At 68.2% G+C, this 14,814-nt stretch carries 15 protein-coding genes; 7 read left to right on the plus strand and 8 right to left on the minus strand.

Annotation, left to right across the window (positions count from 1 at the left end):
- From panD to VG502_RS19205, 4 genes are all read right to left on the minus strand, one after another.
- Window positions 1-414 carry an aspartate 1-decarboxylase gene (gene panD, locus VG502_RS19190; protein WP_325551742.1) on the minus strand — a complete coding sequence of 138 codons (414 nt, stop codon included), beginning with the start codon at window positions 412-414 and terminating at the stop codon, window positions 1-3.
- 120 nt (window positions 415-534) lie between these two features.
- Window positions 535-1,596 (minus strand): ABC transporter substrate-binding protein, encoded by a 1,062-nt coding sequence (locus VG502_RS19195; protein ID WP_325551743.1) that lies wholly within the window; start codon window positions 1,594-1,596, stop codon window positions 535-537.
- 43 nt (window positions 1,597-1,639) lie between these two features.
- Entirely contained in the window at window positions 1,640-2,524 is an 885-nt protein-coding gene (locus VG502_RS19200; RefSeq protein WP_325551744.1) for an ABC transporter permease, read from the minus strand.
- Window positions 2,514-3,317 (minus strand): ABC transporter ATP-binding protein, encoded by an 804-nt coding sequence (locus tag VG502_RS19205; RefSeq protein WP_325551745.1) that lies wholly within the window; start codon window positions 3,315-3,317, stop codon window positions 2,514-2,516. Before VG502_RS19205 ends, VG502_RS19200 begins: the two co-directional genes overlap by 11 nt.
- A gap of 188 nt (window positions 3,318-3,505) precedes the next feature.
- Here VG502_RS19205 and VG502_RS19210 point away from each other — a divergent pair, with 188 nt between their 5' ends.
- The gene (locus tag VG502_RS19210) at window positions 3,506-5,116 is read left to right on the plus strand and encodes a sensor histidine kinase (protein ID WP_325551746.1); all 1,611 of its coding nucleotides are present in this window, start codon (window positions 3,506-3,508) and stop codon (window positions 5,114-5,116) included.
- The gene (locus VG502_RS19215; RefSeq protein WP_325551747.1) at window positions 5,113-5,775 is read left to right on the plus strand and encodes a response regulator; all 663 of its coding nucleotides are present in this window, start codon (window positions 5,113-5,115) and stop codon (window positions 5,773-5,775) included. Before VG502_RS19210 ends, VG502_RS19215 begins: the two co-directional genes overlap by 4 nt.
- Before the next feature lie 47 nt (window positions 5,776-5,822).
- Here the strand turns inward: VG502_RS19215 and VG502_RS19220 are convergent, their stop codons facing one another.
- Window positions 5,823-6,650 carry a spermidine synthase gene (locus tag VG502_RS19220; RefSeq protein ID WP_325551748.1) on the minus strand — a complete coding sequence of 276 codons (828 nt, stop codon included), beginning with the start codon at window positions 6,648-6,650 and terminating at the stop codon, window positions 5,823-5,825.
- Between the two features lie 4 nt (window positions 6,651-6,654).
- A complete protein-coding gene (locus VG502_RS19225) occupies window positions 6,655-6,870 on the minus strand; it encodes a hypothetical protein (RefSeq protein WP_325551749.1) in 216 nt (71 codons plus the stop codon).
- Between the two features lie 271 nt (window positions 6,871-7,141).
- Here VG502_RS19225 and VG502_RS19230 point away from each other — a divergent pair, with 271 nt between their 5' ends.
- From VG502_RS19230 to VG502_RS19240, 3 genes are read left to right on the plus strand one after another with little or no spacing between them, the layout of a single operon-like run.
- Window positions 7,142-8,116 (plus strand): LLM class flavin-dependent oxidoreductase, encoded by a 975-nt coding sequence (locus tag VG502_RS19230; RefSeq protein ID WP_325551751.1) that lies wholly within the window; start codon window positions 7,142-7,144, stop codon window positions 8,114-8,116.
- Window positions 8,117-8,137: 21 nt separating this feature from the next.
- Window positions 8,138-8,503 carry a sterol carrier family protein gene (locus tag VG502_RS19235; RefSeq protein WP_325551752.1) on the plus strand — a complete coding sequence of 122 codons (366 nt, stop codon included), beginning with the start codon at window positions 8,138-8,140 and terminating at the stop codon, window positions 8,501-8,503.
- A 25-nt stretch (window positions 8,504-8,528) separates the two neighbouring features.
- On the plus strand, window positions 8,529-9,398 hold the full coding sequence (locus VG502_RS19240; protein WP_325551754.1) for an LLM class flavin-dependent oxidoreductase: 870 nt from the start codon (window positions 8,529-8,531) through the stop codon (window positions 9,396-9,398).
- On the opposite strand, the gene VG502_RS19245 is transcribed toward VG502_RS19240, so the two are convergent.
- On the minus strand, window positions 9,391-10,995 hold the full coding sequence (locus VG502_RS19245; protein ID WP_325551755.1) for a glycoside hydrolase family 10-like protein: 1,605 nt from the start codon (window positions 10,993-10,995) through the stop codon (window positions 9,391-9,393). The genes VG502_RS19240 and VG502_RS19245 overlap by 8 nt on opposite strands.
- A gap of 91 nt (window positions 10,996-11,086) precedes the next feature.
- On the minus strand, window positions 11,087-12,652 hold the full coding sequence (locus VG502_RS19250) for a sunset domain-containing protein (protein WP_325551756.1): 1,566 nt from the start codon (window positions 12,650-12,652) through the stop codon (window positions 11,087-11,089).
- A gap of 170 nt (window positions 12,653-12,822) precedes the next feature.
- Between VG502_RS19250 and VG502_RS19255 the strand changes: the two genes are divergently transcribed.
- The gene (locus VG502_RS19255) at window positions 12,823-13,143 is read left to right on the plus strand and encodes a hypothetical protein (RefSeq protein WP_325551757.1); all 321 of its coding nucleotides are present in this window, start codon (window positions 12,823-12,825) and stop codon (window positions 13,141-13,143) included.
- Between the two features lie 61 nt (window positions 13,144-13,204).
- Window positions 13,205-14,794, plus strand: coding sequence for an amidophosphoribosyltransferase (gene purF, locus VG502_RS19260; protein WP_325551758.1), 1,590 nt, complete (start codon window positions 13,205-13,207; stop codon window positions 14,792-14,794).
- Window positions 14,795-14,814: the final 20 nt, after the last annotated feature.

Genomic DNA, 14,814 nt, shown 5'->3' on the forward strand with positions numbered 1-14,814 from the left:
TCAGGATGCGGCGCGCGCCGACTTCAGGCCGCTGCCGGCCGGTGCGAAGCCGGGGTCGTCGCCGATCGAGATCTGCCGGTTGGCGGCGTCGACGAAGACGACCGCGCCCTTGAAGTCGCGCGCCTCGGCGTCCTCGACCTGGCCGTAGCCGATGATGATGACCAGGTCGTCGGGCTTGACCAGATGAGCCGCGGCGCCGTTGATGCCGATGATGCCGCTGCCGGCTTCGCCTTCGATCACGTAGGTCGACAGGCGGTTGCCGTTGGTGATGTCGACGACGTCGACCTTCTCGCCCTCCAGCAGGTCCGCGGCGCGCAGCAGATCCGCGTCGATCGTGATCGAGCCGACGTAGTCGAGGTCGGCCTGGGTCACCGTCGCGCGGTGGATCTTGGACTTCATCATCGTCCGGAGCATGCGAAGAGGGTACCGGCACGAAACGGCCGACCCCTCATCGAGCGGCATACAACAGCATTGAGCGGCGTACGAAATCGGTCCGATTCGGTACGCCGCTCAATGCGTGGGTATGCCGGTCAATCAGGAGGTGGCCTTCTTGGCGAACTCCGTGGTGTAGGTCTTGCTGATGTCGATCTGGTCCTTCTTCGGCTTGACCGCGGGTGAGAACGAGCCGAGCACGTTCAGCGCGTTCTTGGCGCCGGCTTCGTCCATCAGACCGTCCGTGTTGAAGATCCCCTTGGAACCCTTGAGCGCCTCCACGTAGAGCGCGGGGTCGCTGCCCTTGTAGTCACTGGGCATCTTGTCGGAGATCTGCTGCGCGCTGTGGCTGTTGATCCACTTCAGCGTCTTGACGAACGCGTTGGCGACCTTCTGCACCTGCTGCGGGTTCTTCTTGACGTACTCGCACGACATGTAGAGCGAGCTGGCCGGGTAGAGCCCGCCGAGCGCCTTCCTGGTGCCGGCCTCGGTGCGCATGTCGAACAGCACCTTGCCCTCGCCGGTCTTGGTCAGCCGGGCGACGGTCGGGTCGGTCGTCATACCGGCGTCGATGCCGCCGGACTTCATCGACGCGATGAACGTCGCATCCGCGCCGGCCTTGACCGTCGTGTACTGCTTGGTGGTGATCCCGGCCTTGCCGGTGAAGTACTGGGTCAGGAAGTCGGTCGAGCTGCCCTGGCTGGTGACTCCGAGCTTCTTGCCCTTCATGTCCTTGGCCGACTTGATCGTGCCGGCGCTCTTCTTGGACACCATCTCGACCTCGCCGGGCACGTTGGCGAATTGCACGACGCTCTCCAGGCACTTGCCCTTGGCCTGCATGTCGATCGTGTGGTCGTAGAAGCCGACGACGCCCTGCGCCTTCCCGGCGATGAGCGAGGTCTCCGCCGTGACGCCCGCGGGGGTGTCGATCAGCTGGACCTTGACGCCCTCGTCCTTGAAATAGCCGAGCTGCTGGGTGAGCGCTGCAGGCATGTAGATGACCTTGCTCATGCCGCCGACCATGATCTTCACGGTGCCCGACGATGCGGCGCCACCGCCGCCGGCCGCGGCGGAGGAGCCGTGGTCGTTCTTGGTGGCGCAGCCGCTGAGGGCGAGCGCTCCCGCCATACCGATGGCGGCGAGTCCGGCGAGTTTCTGGTGCATGGCTGATTTCCTGACTGTGGGTGGGATGGGGTGGAGGAGGGGATCAGACGGCGACGGATTCGCTCTGCGATGGCGGTCGCCATTTGAGGAGTCGCCGCTCGAGGTAGCCGAGCAGCAGCTCGGCGATGAGGGCGAGCACGGTGCTGATGAGCATTCCGGCGTAGATCCCTGCGGAGTTGAAGGACGCCTGAGCGGTGCTGATCAGCAGGCCGATGCCCTGCGTGGCGCCGGTGTATTCACCGACGATCGCGCCGATGAGTGCGAAGCCGAAGGCGGTGTGCAGGGAGGCGAGGATCCACGAGGTGGCGCTCGGGACGACGATCGACCGCAGCACCTGCAGCCGACTGGCGCCGAGAATGCGTGCGTTGTCGATCAGATTGCGATCCACCTCGCGAGCTCCCTGGAACGCGTTGAAGAAGACCGGGAAGAAGACGAGGACCGTGGCCGTCGCGATCTTGGACGACATACCGAGGCCGAACCAGATGATGAACAGCGCCGCGAGCACGATCCGGGGGACGGCGTTCGCCGCCTGGATGTATGGCGACAAGACCTCGGCCAGCAGCCGTGCCCGACCGAGCAGGATGCCGAGCAGCACGCCGGCGATCGCGCCGATGGCGAAGCCGATGACCGCTTCCTGCAGGGTGATCGAGATCTGCGCCCAGATGGGACCCTGCGCGGTGCCGTCCGTGAACCACGAGCTGAGCTGCTTCCAGATCAGGCTCGGTTTGGAGTAGAAGAACGGGTCGAACCACAGGTTGACCGAGATCTCCCAGATGGCCAGGACACCGACCAGGACGAGGACCCGCAGGCTGTAGACGAGCGTCTTGTGCTTGCGTAACTGCGCGCGGGGGTCACGCTTGTGCGCTGCCGGCGGCGGTATGGCGCCGTTCGTCGTGCCGGCGTCGGCGGTGAGGGTGTCAGGCGACACGGGATGCTCCTTCGGCCCGGGCGGTCGCGACCTCGGAGGACAGCGACTGCCAGATCTTGGAATAGGTTTCGATGAACTCCGGCGTCATCCGCAGCTCCTCGACGTTGCGCGGCCGCGGCAGGTTGATCCGGAAGTCGTCCTTGATGCGCGCCGGGCTCGCGGTCATCACGACCACCCGGTCGGAGAGGACGATCGCCTCTTCGAGGTCGTGGGTGACGAAGATGACGGCGGTGCCGGTGCCGGACCACAGGTCGAGAAGTTCGTTCTGCATGAGCGCACGGGTCTGCACGTCGAGCGCGGAGAAGGGCTCGTCCATCAGCAGGATCTTCGGCTCGTTGACCAGGGTCTGGGCGAGGGCGACGCGCTTGCGCATGCCTCCGGAGAGCTGGTGCATGTAGGACTTCTCGAAACCGGCCAGGCCGACGCGGGTGATCCAGTCCATCGCCTTGGCATGTGCGTCGGTCTTCGACATACCGCGCCAGAGCGGGCCGGCGGCGACGTTGGCGAGCACGTTGCGCCAGGGAAGCATCGCGTCGGCCTGGAACATGTAGCCGACGCCGTCCGGAATCCCTTGCACGGGAGCGCCATTCACCCGTACGGCGCCGTCCGAGGGCGGCTCGAGGCCGGAGACGAGTGACAGGGTGGTGGACTTGCCACATCCGGTCGGGCCGACGACGGCCACGAACTCGCCGGGGTCGACGGTCATGGTGATGTCGGCGGCGGCCACGTGGATGCCACCACCGGCCTTCACGAAGCGCTTGGTCGCGTGCGACAGCTCGACGAGGTGCGACATACGCGTCCTTTCTGTTGCGGGGAGTTGTGACCCCACTCACATCGAGGAGGGCACGGCGCAGGACGCTAGGGGCTGTCGGCGGGCGGTGTCTGCCTTGTGGCCGTTGCCTGGTTTTCGGACGCTGAGCGCGTTTTGCACGTTTTGCATCCGGCGCGCGGATGCAGCCGAACGCCCTATCGTTGTCGGCCATGAGTCGTGCCAGGCGGTTGCCCTTCACCCGCCAGATGATGATGCTGCAGGTCGCCGTCGTGGCCGCGCTCGGTGTGGTGACGCTCTTGGTGGCCGGCTTCTTCCTGCGGTCGACGTTGCAGCACCAGTACGAACAACGCGCACTCTCGGTCGCGCGGACGATCGCCGCCGACCCCGGGCTGGGTGACCTGGTGGCGCGCGGCGATCAGCCGAAGGTCGCTTCCGCCGCTGCCGCGCAGGAGCGATCGACGCACGCACTGTTCGTCGTCATCACCAACGATCGCGGTGTGCGGCTGGCGCATCCGAACCCCGACGAGGTCGGCAAGATGGTCAGCACCGACCCGGATGAGGCGCTGGCCGGCAACGAGAACACGTCGATCGAGCGTGGCACCCTCGGGCTCTCGGCGCGGGGCAAGGTGCCGCTGCGGGATACGGCGGGTCGGATCGTCGGCGAGGTGAGCGTCGGATTCGCGGCCACGGACATCAGTGACGCGCTCTGGCGGGTGCTCTTCATCGTGCTGCCATGGGCGCTCGCGGCGGTGCTGGTCGCCGTCCTGCTGACCGCGCTGCTCGGGCGACGGCTCAAGCGGCTGACCCTCGGCCTGGAGCCCTCCGAAGTCGCCGACCTCGTGCGAGAGCGCGAGGCGGTGCTGCACGGGATCAGTGAAGGCGTCCTTGCCGTCGACACCCAGCGCCGGGTGACGATGTGCAATGCCGAAGCAATTCGCTTGCTGGGTAAGGAAGTTCGGCTCGGCGCGGATCTGGACGAGCTGGCTCTAGCTCCGGATCTGCAACGCCTGATGCAGCATCCGGTGGAGGGCGGGCGCGCGGTGACGGCGGTGTCCGGCCGGAGGGTGCTGGTCGCCAAGCACCGCCCGGTGGCGTTGGAGGACGGCACCGATCTCGGTGGTGTGCTCACCGTCCAGGACCGGACGGAGCTGGAGCAGCTGACCAGTGAACTCGCGGGCGTGCGGAGTATGACGAGCGCGTTGCGCGCGCAACGGCACGAATTCGCCAACCGGATGCACACCGTGATGGGACTGCTGCACACGTCCGACGTGGACGACGCGATCGAATACCTCAGTGACAGCGTGAAATTCGCGACCAACAAGGAAGTGAGCGAGAACCCGGCCGTGCAGTCCAGCACGATCAGGGCGTTCTTCGCCGGCAAGCAGTCGGCCGCAGGTGAATCCGGCGTCTCGCTGGTCCTGTCCGAACAGAGCTGGGTCCCACGAAAACTCGTCGCGCCGGTCGAGGTCATCACCGTGCTGGGCAATCTGGTCGACAACGCGATCGAGGCGGCGCGCAGTTCCACGACGCGGCCGGCCCGTGTCGAGGTGGATCTGTTGTCCGAGGAGCGGAACCTGGTGATCTCGGTGGCGAACACCGGTGACGGCGTTCCCCCGGAGCGGGCGGAGTCGATCTTCGTCGGCGGCGTGAGTTCGCGGGGTGATGGCCGCGGGATGGGGCTGGCGATCGCACGTGCGACGGCCGAGGGTCTCGGTGGTGATCTGCGGTTGACGGCGACGGGGGCCGAGGACACGGAGACGGTCTTCGTCGCCGTACTGCCGAATGTGTTGGCAACAGGCGAGGTTCAGGAAGAGCTATGACGAAGGTACTTGTCGTTGACGACGATTTCCGGGTGGCGTCGGTCCACGCGTCATACGCCTCGGCGGTGGAGGGGTTGGAGGTCGTGGGCGTAGCGCACACCGCCGCCGATGCGATGCGGGCGGTCGCGGAACTGCAACCGGACCTCGTGTTGCTGGACAACTACCTGCCGGACGGGTCCGGACTCGACGTCTGTGTGCAACTGGCCGGATCCGGGTGCGACGTCATGCTGGTCACGGCCGACGGCTCCGCGGAGTCGGTGCGTGCCGCGTTGTCCGCGGGTGCGGTGAATTACGTCATCAAGCCGTTCGGCGCCGATCAGTTGGTGCGCCGGCTGAAGGCGTGGCAGCGCTACCGGGGCCGGGTGCGCGACGGGCTGCTGGACCAGGACCAGATCGACACCGCCATGCGGGTGCTGCGCGAGGGTGACCGGCCGCAGGCGCCGAAGGGGCAGTCGCCAGTGACCGCGTCGTTGGTGCGCGAGGCCCTTGAGTCGGCGGATGGTCCGGTGTCGGCGGCGGCGTTGGGCACCGAGTTGGGCATTGCCCGCGCGACCGCGCAGAGGTATCTCGCAGCCCTCGTCGAGGAGGGTGTCGCCGTGATGCGGTTGCGGTATGGCGGCACCGGCCGCCCCGAGCACGAGTACGACTGGAAGCGTTGAGCGGGTCGAGTGCCGGAGGAGCGGAGCGGGGGAGATGTATCGAGACCTCAGCGCGCTCGCCAGGCGCCCAGGTCGGGCGGTTGCGGCGATGGCACGACGTCCTCGTCGGTGAAGGGCTTCGCGGTCGCACGTAGCGCGGATGCCGGTCGAACGGCGGTCGTGGCAGCCAAACGTGTTGCGCGGCGGCGGATCTCGTCGATGTCGAATGCCGTGTCGGACGCGATCACGACGTAATTGCCGAAGCGGCGGCCCTTCATCACGTCGGCCAGTGCAAGAACTACAGCGTGCGGGAAAGACGCTGTCACTGTTGCGAGTTCGCGGGCGAGATGCCGTCGGCTCGGCTCATCGGCAAGGTTGAGCAGGGCCAGGCCACCGGGGCGCAGCACGCGGGCGAAGTGCTGAATTGCGGTGGGAGAGAGCAGGTTTGCCGGGACGCGGCCCTCGTCATACGCATCGAGGACGATGGCGTCGGCCGAGCCGTCCCGCAGGGCGGCGATGCCGGTGGCGCCGTCCTGCGGTCGGATCCGGATGCGGTGATTGCGGGGGAGGGGCAGCTCGCGGCGGACGGCTTCGGTGAGCGCGGTGTCCGGCTCGAGCACGATCTGCGGTGACCCGGGGCGGGTGTGCTGCACGTAGCGCGCCAGGGTCAGCCCGGCTCCACCGATGTGCGTCACTCCGGCCGGCCCGGGTGGCAACAGGTCGATCCCGATGGCGAGCTGGGCGACATACTCGAAGACCAGCAACTCCGGGTCGCGCAGGTCGACGTGTGACTGCGGGTGGCCGTCGCGCAGGACCGTCACCCCGCCGCGATCGTCGGCCTGGAAGTCGAAGTGCGGTTCGTCGTGTGGCTGCTCGGGCTGTGGCTGGTCGGTCACCGCGTCAGCGTATGCCGTCGTGCTCGTGCCAGTCCGCCACCGTTCGTGCTCGTTGCTGCCAGAGCGCAACAGCCGGGCCGTTCGCGTCCCACGCATTCGTGAACGCCTCCAGCCACCGGCACCGACGGATCATGGCGGCTTGGCGCTGGGCCCAGGGAGGTGTCGAGCCGTTTGCGGCAAAGAAGGCCGGCAGCTCGGCCAGTGCGTCGGGATGGTGCATTCGAACGATCCACTCACACCAGGCAATGTCCGTGATGGCTTTGCCGACTCCGCTGAACTTCATGAATCATGCTGGAAAACGAAGGTTTTCGTGGTCGAGTGTTATACACACCCCCTCCGTGCCGGGGTTCGTGGTCGAGGCGATGTGGATAAGTTCCGGGTCTCGATACGCCGCTCGTTCTTCACGGCTACTCAGGGCGGCGCTCGACCCGCGTTGGCACGTTTCGCGCGCTGCGCCGAGGGTTGTCGGTGGGCGCGCATATCGTCACGGGATGAGCCACACACCCGCCATCGGCGTCTGTTTCGATCGCACCTTCGCGGCGTCCGAGGTTGCTGATTACGCCAGGCGCGCGGAGGCCGCCGGCCTGCAGGAGCTCTGGCTGATCGAGGACTGCTTCTTCACCACGGCGCCGCCGCTGGCGGCGGTTGCGCTGGCGAGCACGCAACACCTGCGAGTCGGGCTCGGCATCCTGCCGGCGGTGGCGCGCACTGCTGCCATGACGGCGATGGAGATCGCGACCCTGGCGAGTCTCGCCCCTGGCCGGGTGATCGGTGGCATCGGGCACGGCGTCCAGTCCTGGATGCAGCAGATGGGAGTGCGCCCGGCCTCACCCGTGACTGCACTCGACGAGGTCCTGACGACTGTGCGCCAGCTGCTACATGGTCAAAGCGTCGACATGGCAGGCAAATACGTCACGGCCAAGGACGTCAAGCTCGAGCACGCCCCGAGTCCGGTGCCGCCTGTGGTCGCCGGGGTGCGTGGGCCGAAGTCGCTGGCCATGGCAGGGCGATCAGCCGATGGCGTGCTGCTGGACGGGCCGTGTCCGGTCGACTACTTCGAGCGCGCCAAGACGCTGTGCAAACGCGCCGTGGACGACTTCGAATACCGTTGTTTCGCAACGCTTTGCGTGCTGCAGGACCGTCAGGAAGCGCGCCGCGCCGCTGCACCGTTCCTCGCGGAGATGGTGGGCTTCGGGCACGCCGGTTTGGCCGTGTTGCCGTTCCACGCCGACCTCGAGCAGTTGTGCGAGCGGTATGGCGCAGACTGGGCCGACCACGCGCCCGACGACTGGTGGACCCGCATCGGTGCCATCGGCAATGTCGACGATGCCCTGGCGTATGTCGAAGCCATGGCCGACGCTGGCGCCAAGAGCATCAGCTTCTTCCCCGCCGACGACCTGGAGATCGCGCACGCCCAGTTGGAGACGGCCGGGGTGATCGCCCGGCAGATTCATGCGGGAGGATGACGGGTCGAAAGGAGCCCGTGGATGCCGACCCGGAAGATCGACGCGGAGCGCGGACGTGCCGCCGTGCTTGCGTGGTGTGCTGACCCGACGGTGGGCCGCGCCGTGCTCGCCATGGCCGTGCGCTTCAGCCTGCAGGAGCTGGCACTGCAAGCGCCCGGGCGCAGTGTCGAGGTGCGGGTGCCGCCATACGGCGCGGTTCAGGTGGTCGAAGGCCTGACCCACCGACGCGGGACACCGCCGAATGTCGTGGAGCTGAGCCCGGATTCGTGGATGCGGCTCGTCGTCGGCGACCTCACCTGGGCAGAGGCCGAGACGGCGGGCATCGTGTCGGCCTCGGGGTCGCGGGCGGACCTCTCGGCATACCTGCCGTTGCTGCGCCGCCCGTAGGTGCCACTCCATTTAGGCTGCTGGCATGCGCGTTGGCATCACGATCCTCCCGGAAGCCCGCTGGGCCGACATGGCCCCCAAGTGGCAGGCGGCCGAGCGATACGGCTTCGACCACGCCTGGACCTACGACCACTTGGTCTGGGGTGGATTGCCGGACTCGCCGTGGTTCGGCACCACGCCGACCCTGACTGCGGCCGCGATGGTGACCTTGACGATCCGGCTGGGCACGTTCGTGACGTCGCCGAACTTTCGCCATCCGGTGGCGTTCGCTCGCGACGTGCTCGCGCTCGACGACATCTCCGGCGGGCGCTTCATCTGCGGTATCGGCCGCGGCGGGGACCTCGACTCGGGCCTGCTCGGCGAGGAGCCGTCGGTCAGTGAGCGGACCGAGCGGTTCACCGAGTTCACTCGCTTGCTCGATCAGGTGCTCACCGAGGATCACGTCACGTATGACGGCAAGTTCTTCTCATCCCACGACTCGCGCAACGTGCCCGGGTGTGTGCAGCAGCCACGTGTGCCATTCATCGTCGCGGCGAACGCGCCGAAGGGGATGCGGCTGGCAGCCGAGCTCGGGCAAGGTTGGGTCACCTACGGCAAACCGGCTGGCACCGAAGAGGATTGGTGGTCCGGGCTGCGCGAGGCCGGCGAGCGAATGACCGAAGTACTCGAGGCGGCAGGGCGTGACAACGCGACGTTCGAGCGGCACCTGAATGCCGACGGTGCGCGCGGGTCCGTCTATGAGAGCGTCGACCGTTTCGAGGACGCCGTGGGCCGCGCTGAGGAGGCCGGTTTCACCGATCTCATCACGCACTGGCCGCGTCCGGACAAGCCCTACGCGGCAACGGTCGATGTGCTGGAAACCGTTGCCGCGCAGGTGCTTCCGAAGCTCAGCTGACTGCGACACCCGCGCTTTCGTTGCCGGCCCGGTCCACTGCGCTCACGACATACACGTGGGGCTGACCGCCCGGCTCATTGTCGGTCCAGCTGCGCTGCTCCGCGGGTATGACGGCCGCGAGGTATCGGGCATCTGCGAGGTCACGACTCTTGGCGTTCGCGCGCTGGCTCTCGACCGGCACCCGGTAGATCGCGAAGTGTGCCGTGTCGCGCGAACCATCCTGCCACTGCAGGGAATTGCCATCACGGCGCAGGTTCGATGCGCGTGCAGGGGCACGATGCTTCAGCCACGGGCTGGCCGGCAGCAACGCCGGACGCGAGTACCACTTCTCGTTGAGCAGCGTCGTCGCGCCGAGCTCGTCCTTGCGGACCGGGACCGCGGAGAAGTAGATGTTGCCCTGCACCTGCGGGTAGTTCGTGTTGAACTGCAGGTGCGACGAGAGTTCCTCCGGGTTGAGCCAGTGCGGATCGACCGCGCCGTTGGTGTTCACCTTGTAGGTGGCCTGCCCGATGTAGAGGTGGACCGGCGTCCCCGCCACGACATCGGACCACCACGGCACGAGCTTGGCGTAGTCCGCCGGGGCGAAACCGATCGACCAGTAGATCTGCGGGCAGATGTAGTCGATCCACCCCTTCTTGACCCAGCCGCGGGTGTCGGCATACAGATCGTCATAGGTCTCGGCGCCGGCGGTCGTGTCGGATCCGGTGGGGTCGGTCGCCTTGTTGCGCCATACGGCGAAGGGGGATATTCCGAACTGGCACAACGGTTTTGAGCGCTTGATGCGATTGCCGAGACGGACGATGAGGTCGTCGATGTTCGACCGCCGCCAGTCGTCGAGCGACAGGCCGGCGCCGTACTCGGCGTACTGCTGCTCGTCGTGGAACACCTTGCCGGCGACGGGATAGGGATAGAAGTAATCGTCGAAGTGCACGGCGTCGATGTCGTAGCGATCGACTGCGTCCATGATCGCGTCCTCGACGAACTGGCGGACGACCGGTTCACCGGGGTTGTAGTAGAGCTTGCCGCCATACGGCAGGACCCACTCGGGGTGCTGCCGCGCGGGATGCGACGGGATCAGCGTGCTCGGGTCCTCGCTCATCGCCACGCGGAACGGGTTGAACCACGCGTGCAGTTCGAGGTTGCGCTTGTGTGCCTCCTCGACGGCGAAGCCGAGCGGGTCGTAGCCGGGGTCCTTGCCCTGCTCACCGGTCAGCCAGACCGACCACGGCTCGTGCCGCGAGGGCCACAGTGCGTCGGCGGTCGGGCGTACCTGGAGCACGACCACGTTGTGGCGCTGCGCCACGGCGAGGTCCAGCCAGGCGATCAGCTCGGCCTGTTGGGCTTCGGCGGACAAGCCGGGCTTCGACGGCCAGTCGATGTTGGCCACCACGGACAGCCAGAACGAGCGAAGCTCGTGCTTCGGCGTCGTCGGATCCGTGGGGTATTCACCCGGGCGGGGTTGCGGCACAACGTAGTTGCGCCCATCTCCCGGGCTGGCATCAGCGGCGCAAGTCGTCGCTGCGGCCACGAACGGTGCGGCAGCGATGCCGAGCAGCACGCTGCGACGGGCGGGGTGTTTCGAATGGTCGACGGACATGTCGGCTCCTTGGTCCAGGGGGGTATGCCGACTCTGTCACCGCCACTCGCACGCCGGGTGGTTTACGCAGTGACCATTTTGAAGGAAATTCCTAACGCTGCGCCGGGTCCCAGTGCCGGAAGCCGGCGGCAGCGGCCGTCGCCTCATCGCGGAAGTAGACCTCGGCCTCGGTCGAGTCGTATGCCGGCGACTGCGGCGAGTGGAAGATCATCGAGGCCGCGTCACCCTTGACCCAACCCGCCGGTCCGGAGCCATCGTCGGCAGGAGCTGCGGAGCCGGGTCCGAGTGGGCCGTCCTCCTCGGCGCCGGCCGATGCCGGTGCGCTCTCCTCCGGTGCACCACCGAACTCGGCCAGCGGCAACGGTGGGGTGTCCCAGTCGTCGCCGCCGGATGTGGTGGCCGGTGCTGCCGGCTGCGTCGGCTTGGCGGCAGCGGCCGGGGCTGCTTCCGGCTGCTTCGGTGCTTCGGGCGCTTCCGTGGGTGCGGGTGTCGCAGGGGCGGCGGCGTCGTCGATCGGTGGCGGGGGCGTGTCCCAGTCGTCGCCGGTCGAGGCTGCCGGTGTTGCTGGCTGCTTCGGCTCGGCGGCAGCGGCTGAGGCTGCTTCCGGCTGCTCCGGCGCTTCCGTGGGTGCGGGTGTCGCAGGGGTGGCTGCGTCGTCGATCGGGGGCGGCGGGGTGTCCCAGTCGTCGCCGCCGGATGTGGTGGCCGGTGCTGCCTGCTGCGTCGGCTCGGCCGCCGCGGCCGGGGTCGCTTCCGGCTGCTTCGGTTCTTCCGTGGCTGCGGGTGCCGCGGGGGCGGCTGCGTCGTCGATCGGGGGAGGCGGGGTGTCCCAGTCGTCGCCGGAGGATGCGGCCGGTGCGGGTGAGGCCCCTTCGGAGGGAGCGGCGGCGGGCTCGGCTGTGCCTGCACTGTCGTCGAGTGCTGGTGGCGGGGTGTCCCAGTCGTCGCCGGAGGATGCGGCCGGTGTTGTCGTTGCGGGGGCGGTCGGAGCGGACGAGTCGTCCAGGGGCGGTGGAGGTGCGTCCCAGTCGTCGCCGGAGGCGGCGGGTGTTGCTGCGGCCGGCTTGTCGTCGAGGGCCGGTGGCGGTGCGTCCCAGTCATCACCCGAAGCAGCGGCGGGGGCGGGGGCCGGGGCATCGTCGAGTGCGGGCGGCGGGGCTTCCCAGTCTTCGCCGGAGGCGGGTGCGGCAGTGGTCGGAGCGGACGAGTCGTCCAGCGCGGGCGGTGCGGCATCCCAGTCGTCGGCGCCGGAGGCGGCCGGTTCTGCTGCGGTGGGCTTGTCGTCCAGCGCGGGCGGTGCGGCATCCCAGTCGTCGGCAGCGGGGGCGGCCGGCGTGTCGGCAGGCGAGTCCTTCGGGGCCTCGTCGTCGGACGCGGAGGACGAAGCCGCGGCGGCCACCCCGGCGACCCCGACTCCGGCGGCAGCGCCCGCCGCCACCTTGCTCGCAGTCGCCGGCTTCTTCTCGCCGACGTCCTCGTGTGATGCAGCTTGGTCCGATGCAGCTTCGTCCACGGTTCCGGCGTCCGAGCCGCCGATCTTGTGGCTGCTGCTGACGCCGTGGATGCCCACCGAACGGCCACGCTTCGGGTCGCGCAACAGCAGCCACAACACGACTGCGAGCACCACGACGATCAGGGCCAGGACGAGCCACACCATGCGGAACACCTCGGAATCAGACGGGACAGAACTCGCGCATCACCCTAACGAGTCCCGGAAGCTGCCGCCGACCCGTCTACCCGTCGGTAACAACGGCGTCATACCGTGCGACACCCGCCGACACAGGCCGCCGGTATGGCGAACAACCCGCGCGGGCTACCGTTCTCCGCGTGACAGAGCAGGACGAGCCGACCGGTCCGACAGGCCGGGAAGGCCACCACGAGGGCCGCGAAGGTCAGGTCGGCGAGCAGCGGGAGCCGCGCGTGGTGCGACGGCGGGTCCGCCGGGCCCCCGATTTCCGGCGGTTCATCATCACCGGCGCCATCGTCGGCTTCATCGTCGGCGCGATCATCGCCAGCGGCGGGCCGGACATCCAGGGCTACTCCGACCGCACCGGGGTCGCGCTCATCGGTGGCGTGCTGGCTGCGCTCGGGGCACTCGCAGGTGCGGTCGTCGCGCTGATCCTCGAACGCCTGCTCAACCGCCCCTGACGCGCCGCCAAATAGAGGTCACCAATTACGGGGACTCCGCCCGGCGTGTCACACTGGTGCCGTGGCGCGTGGAGATGGACGGCTGACACACGATCTCTATCCCGGTGAGAAGGCACCCCAGGACGAATGCGGTGTCTTCGGTGTCTGGGCTCCCGGTGAGGAAGTCGCAAAACTCACCTATTTCGGGCTCTACGCCCTGCAACACCGCGGTCAGGAGTCAGCCGGCATCGCGACGAGCGACGGCCACAGCATCCTGGTCTACAAGGACATGGGCCTGGTCTCACAGGTCTTCGACGAGTCCAGCCTGACCTCCCTGCGCGGTCACCTCGCCATCGGACACACCCGCTACTCCACGACGGGTGGCAGTACCTGGGAGAACGCCCAGCCGACCCTCGGCGGCAGCGACCGCGGCACCGTCGCGCTGGCGCACAACGGCAACCTGATCAACACCGCCCAGTTGCGCGACCTCGTCGACGAGAAGCTCGACGGCCGCGCCGCCCGCGGCGAGCTCGCCCGCGGCAACACCTCCGACACGGCCGTCGTCACCGCGCTGCTGTCCGAGAACCCCGACAAGCCGCTCGAGGAGACCGCACTCGAGGTGCTGCCGAAGCTGCAGGGTGCCTACTGCTTCGTCTTCATGGACGAGCACACGCTGTATGCCGCCCGCGACCCGTATGGCGTGCGACCCCTCGCCCTCGGCCGGCTCGACCGAGGCTGGGTGGTGGCCTCGGAGACGGCCGCGCTGCAGACGATCGGTGCGAGCATCGTCCGCGAGATCGAGCCCGGCGAACTGATCGCGATCGACGAATACGGCCTGCGCAGCCACAAGTTCGCCGAGCCGAAGCCCAAGGGCTGCGTCTTCGAATACGTCTACCTGGCCCGCCCGGATGCCGTGATCCGCGGCCGCGTCGTCCACGAGGCCCGTGTCGAGATGGGGCGGGCCCTGGCCCGCGAGCACCCGATCGACGCCGACATGGTGATCGGTGTGCCCGAGTCCGGAGTCCCTGCGGCGACCGGCTACGCGCAGGAGGCCGGCATACCGTTCGGCCAGGGGTTCGTGAAGAACGCCTACGTGGGCCGCACGTTCATCCAGCCGAGCCAGACCCTGCGGCAGCTCGGCATCCGGCTGAAGCTCAACCCGCTGCAGCACGCGGTCAAGGGCAAGCGACTTGTCGTCGTCGACGACTCGATCGTGCGCGGCAACACCCAGCGCGCCCAGATCCGGATGCTGCGCGAGGCCGGCGCCGCCGAGATCCACGTGCGCATCTCGTCCCCGCCGATCACCTGGCCGTGTTTCTACGGCATCGACTTCGCCACCCGTGCGGAACTGATCGCGACCGGCCTGGGGACCGAGGAGATCCGGGCGTCCATCGGCGCCGACTCGCTCGGTTACATCTCCGAGGACGGGATGATCGCGGCCACCGAGCAGCCGAAGAACGAGCTCTGCCGGGCCTGCTTCACCGGCGAGTACCCGATCGCGCTGCCCGAGGACGGCCGCATCGGCAAGCACGTCCTGGAGACCCTGCCGATCGAGGTCCGCACCGGCCACGACAGCTCGGTGGACGTCGCCGAGCAGGACCGCCGCAGCGATGCGGAGGGGGTGTCACTCGGCGTGTCCGGTGGCGCCGAGAACTCCCTGCTGCAGCCCTGACCCCTGCCACACCCACACAC

It is taken from the genome of Flexivirga sp. (genome assembly GCF_035551235.1).
GTDB lineage: Bacteria > Actinomycetota > Actinomycetes > Actinomycetales > Dermatophilaceae > Flexivirga.

Coding starts and splice junctions, on each gene's coding strand:
- VG502_RS19210 (WP_325551746.1), top strand. CDS start 3,506: ATGAGTCGTGCCAGGCGGTTGCCCTTCACCCGCCAGATGATGATGCTG.
- VG502_RS19195 (WP_325551743.1), bottom strand. CDS start 1,596: ATGCACCAGAAACTCGCCGGACTCGCCGCCATCGGTATGGCGGGAGCG.
- VG502_RS19215 (WP_325551747.1), top strand. CDS start 5,113: ATGACGAAGGTACTTGTCGTTGACGACGATTTCCGGGTGGCGTCGGTC.
- VG502_RS19205 (WP_325551745.1), bottom strand. CDS start 3,317: ATGTCGCACCTCGTCGAGCTGTCGCACGCGACCAAGCGCTTCGTGAAG.
- panD (WP_325551742.1), bottom strand. CDS start 414: ATGCTCCGGACGATGATGAAGTCCAAGATCCACCGCGCGACGGTGACC.
- VG502_RS19230 (WP_325551751.1), top strand. CDS start 7,142: ATGAGCCACACACCCGCCATCGGCGTCTGTTTCGATCGCACCTTCGCG.
- VG502_RS19245 (WP_325551755.1), bottom strand. CDS start 10,995: ATGTCCGTCGACCATTCGAAACACCCCGCCCGTCGCAGCGTGCTGCTC.
- VG502_RS19235 (WP_325551752.1), top strand. CDS start 8,138: ATGCCGACCCGGAAGATCGACGCGGAGCGCGGACGTGCCGCCGTGCTT.
- VG502_RS19240 (WP_325551754.1), top strand. CDS start 8,529: ATGCGCGTTGGCATCACGATCCTCCCGGAAGCCCGCTGGGCCGACATG.
- VG502_RS19250 (WP_325551756.1), bottom strand. CDS start 12,652: ATGGTGTGGCTCGTCCTGGCCCTGATCGTCGTGGTGCTCGCAGTCGTG.
- VG502_RS19225 (WP_325551749.1), bottom strand. CDS start 6,870: ATGCACCATCCCGACGCACTGGCCGAGCTGCCGGCCTTCTTTGCCGCA.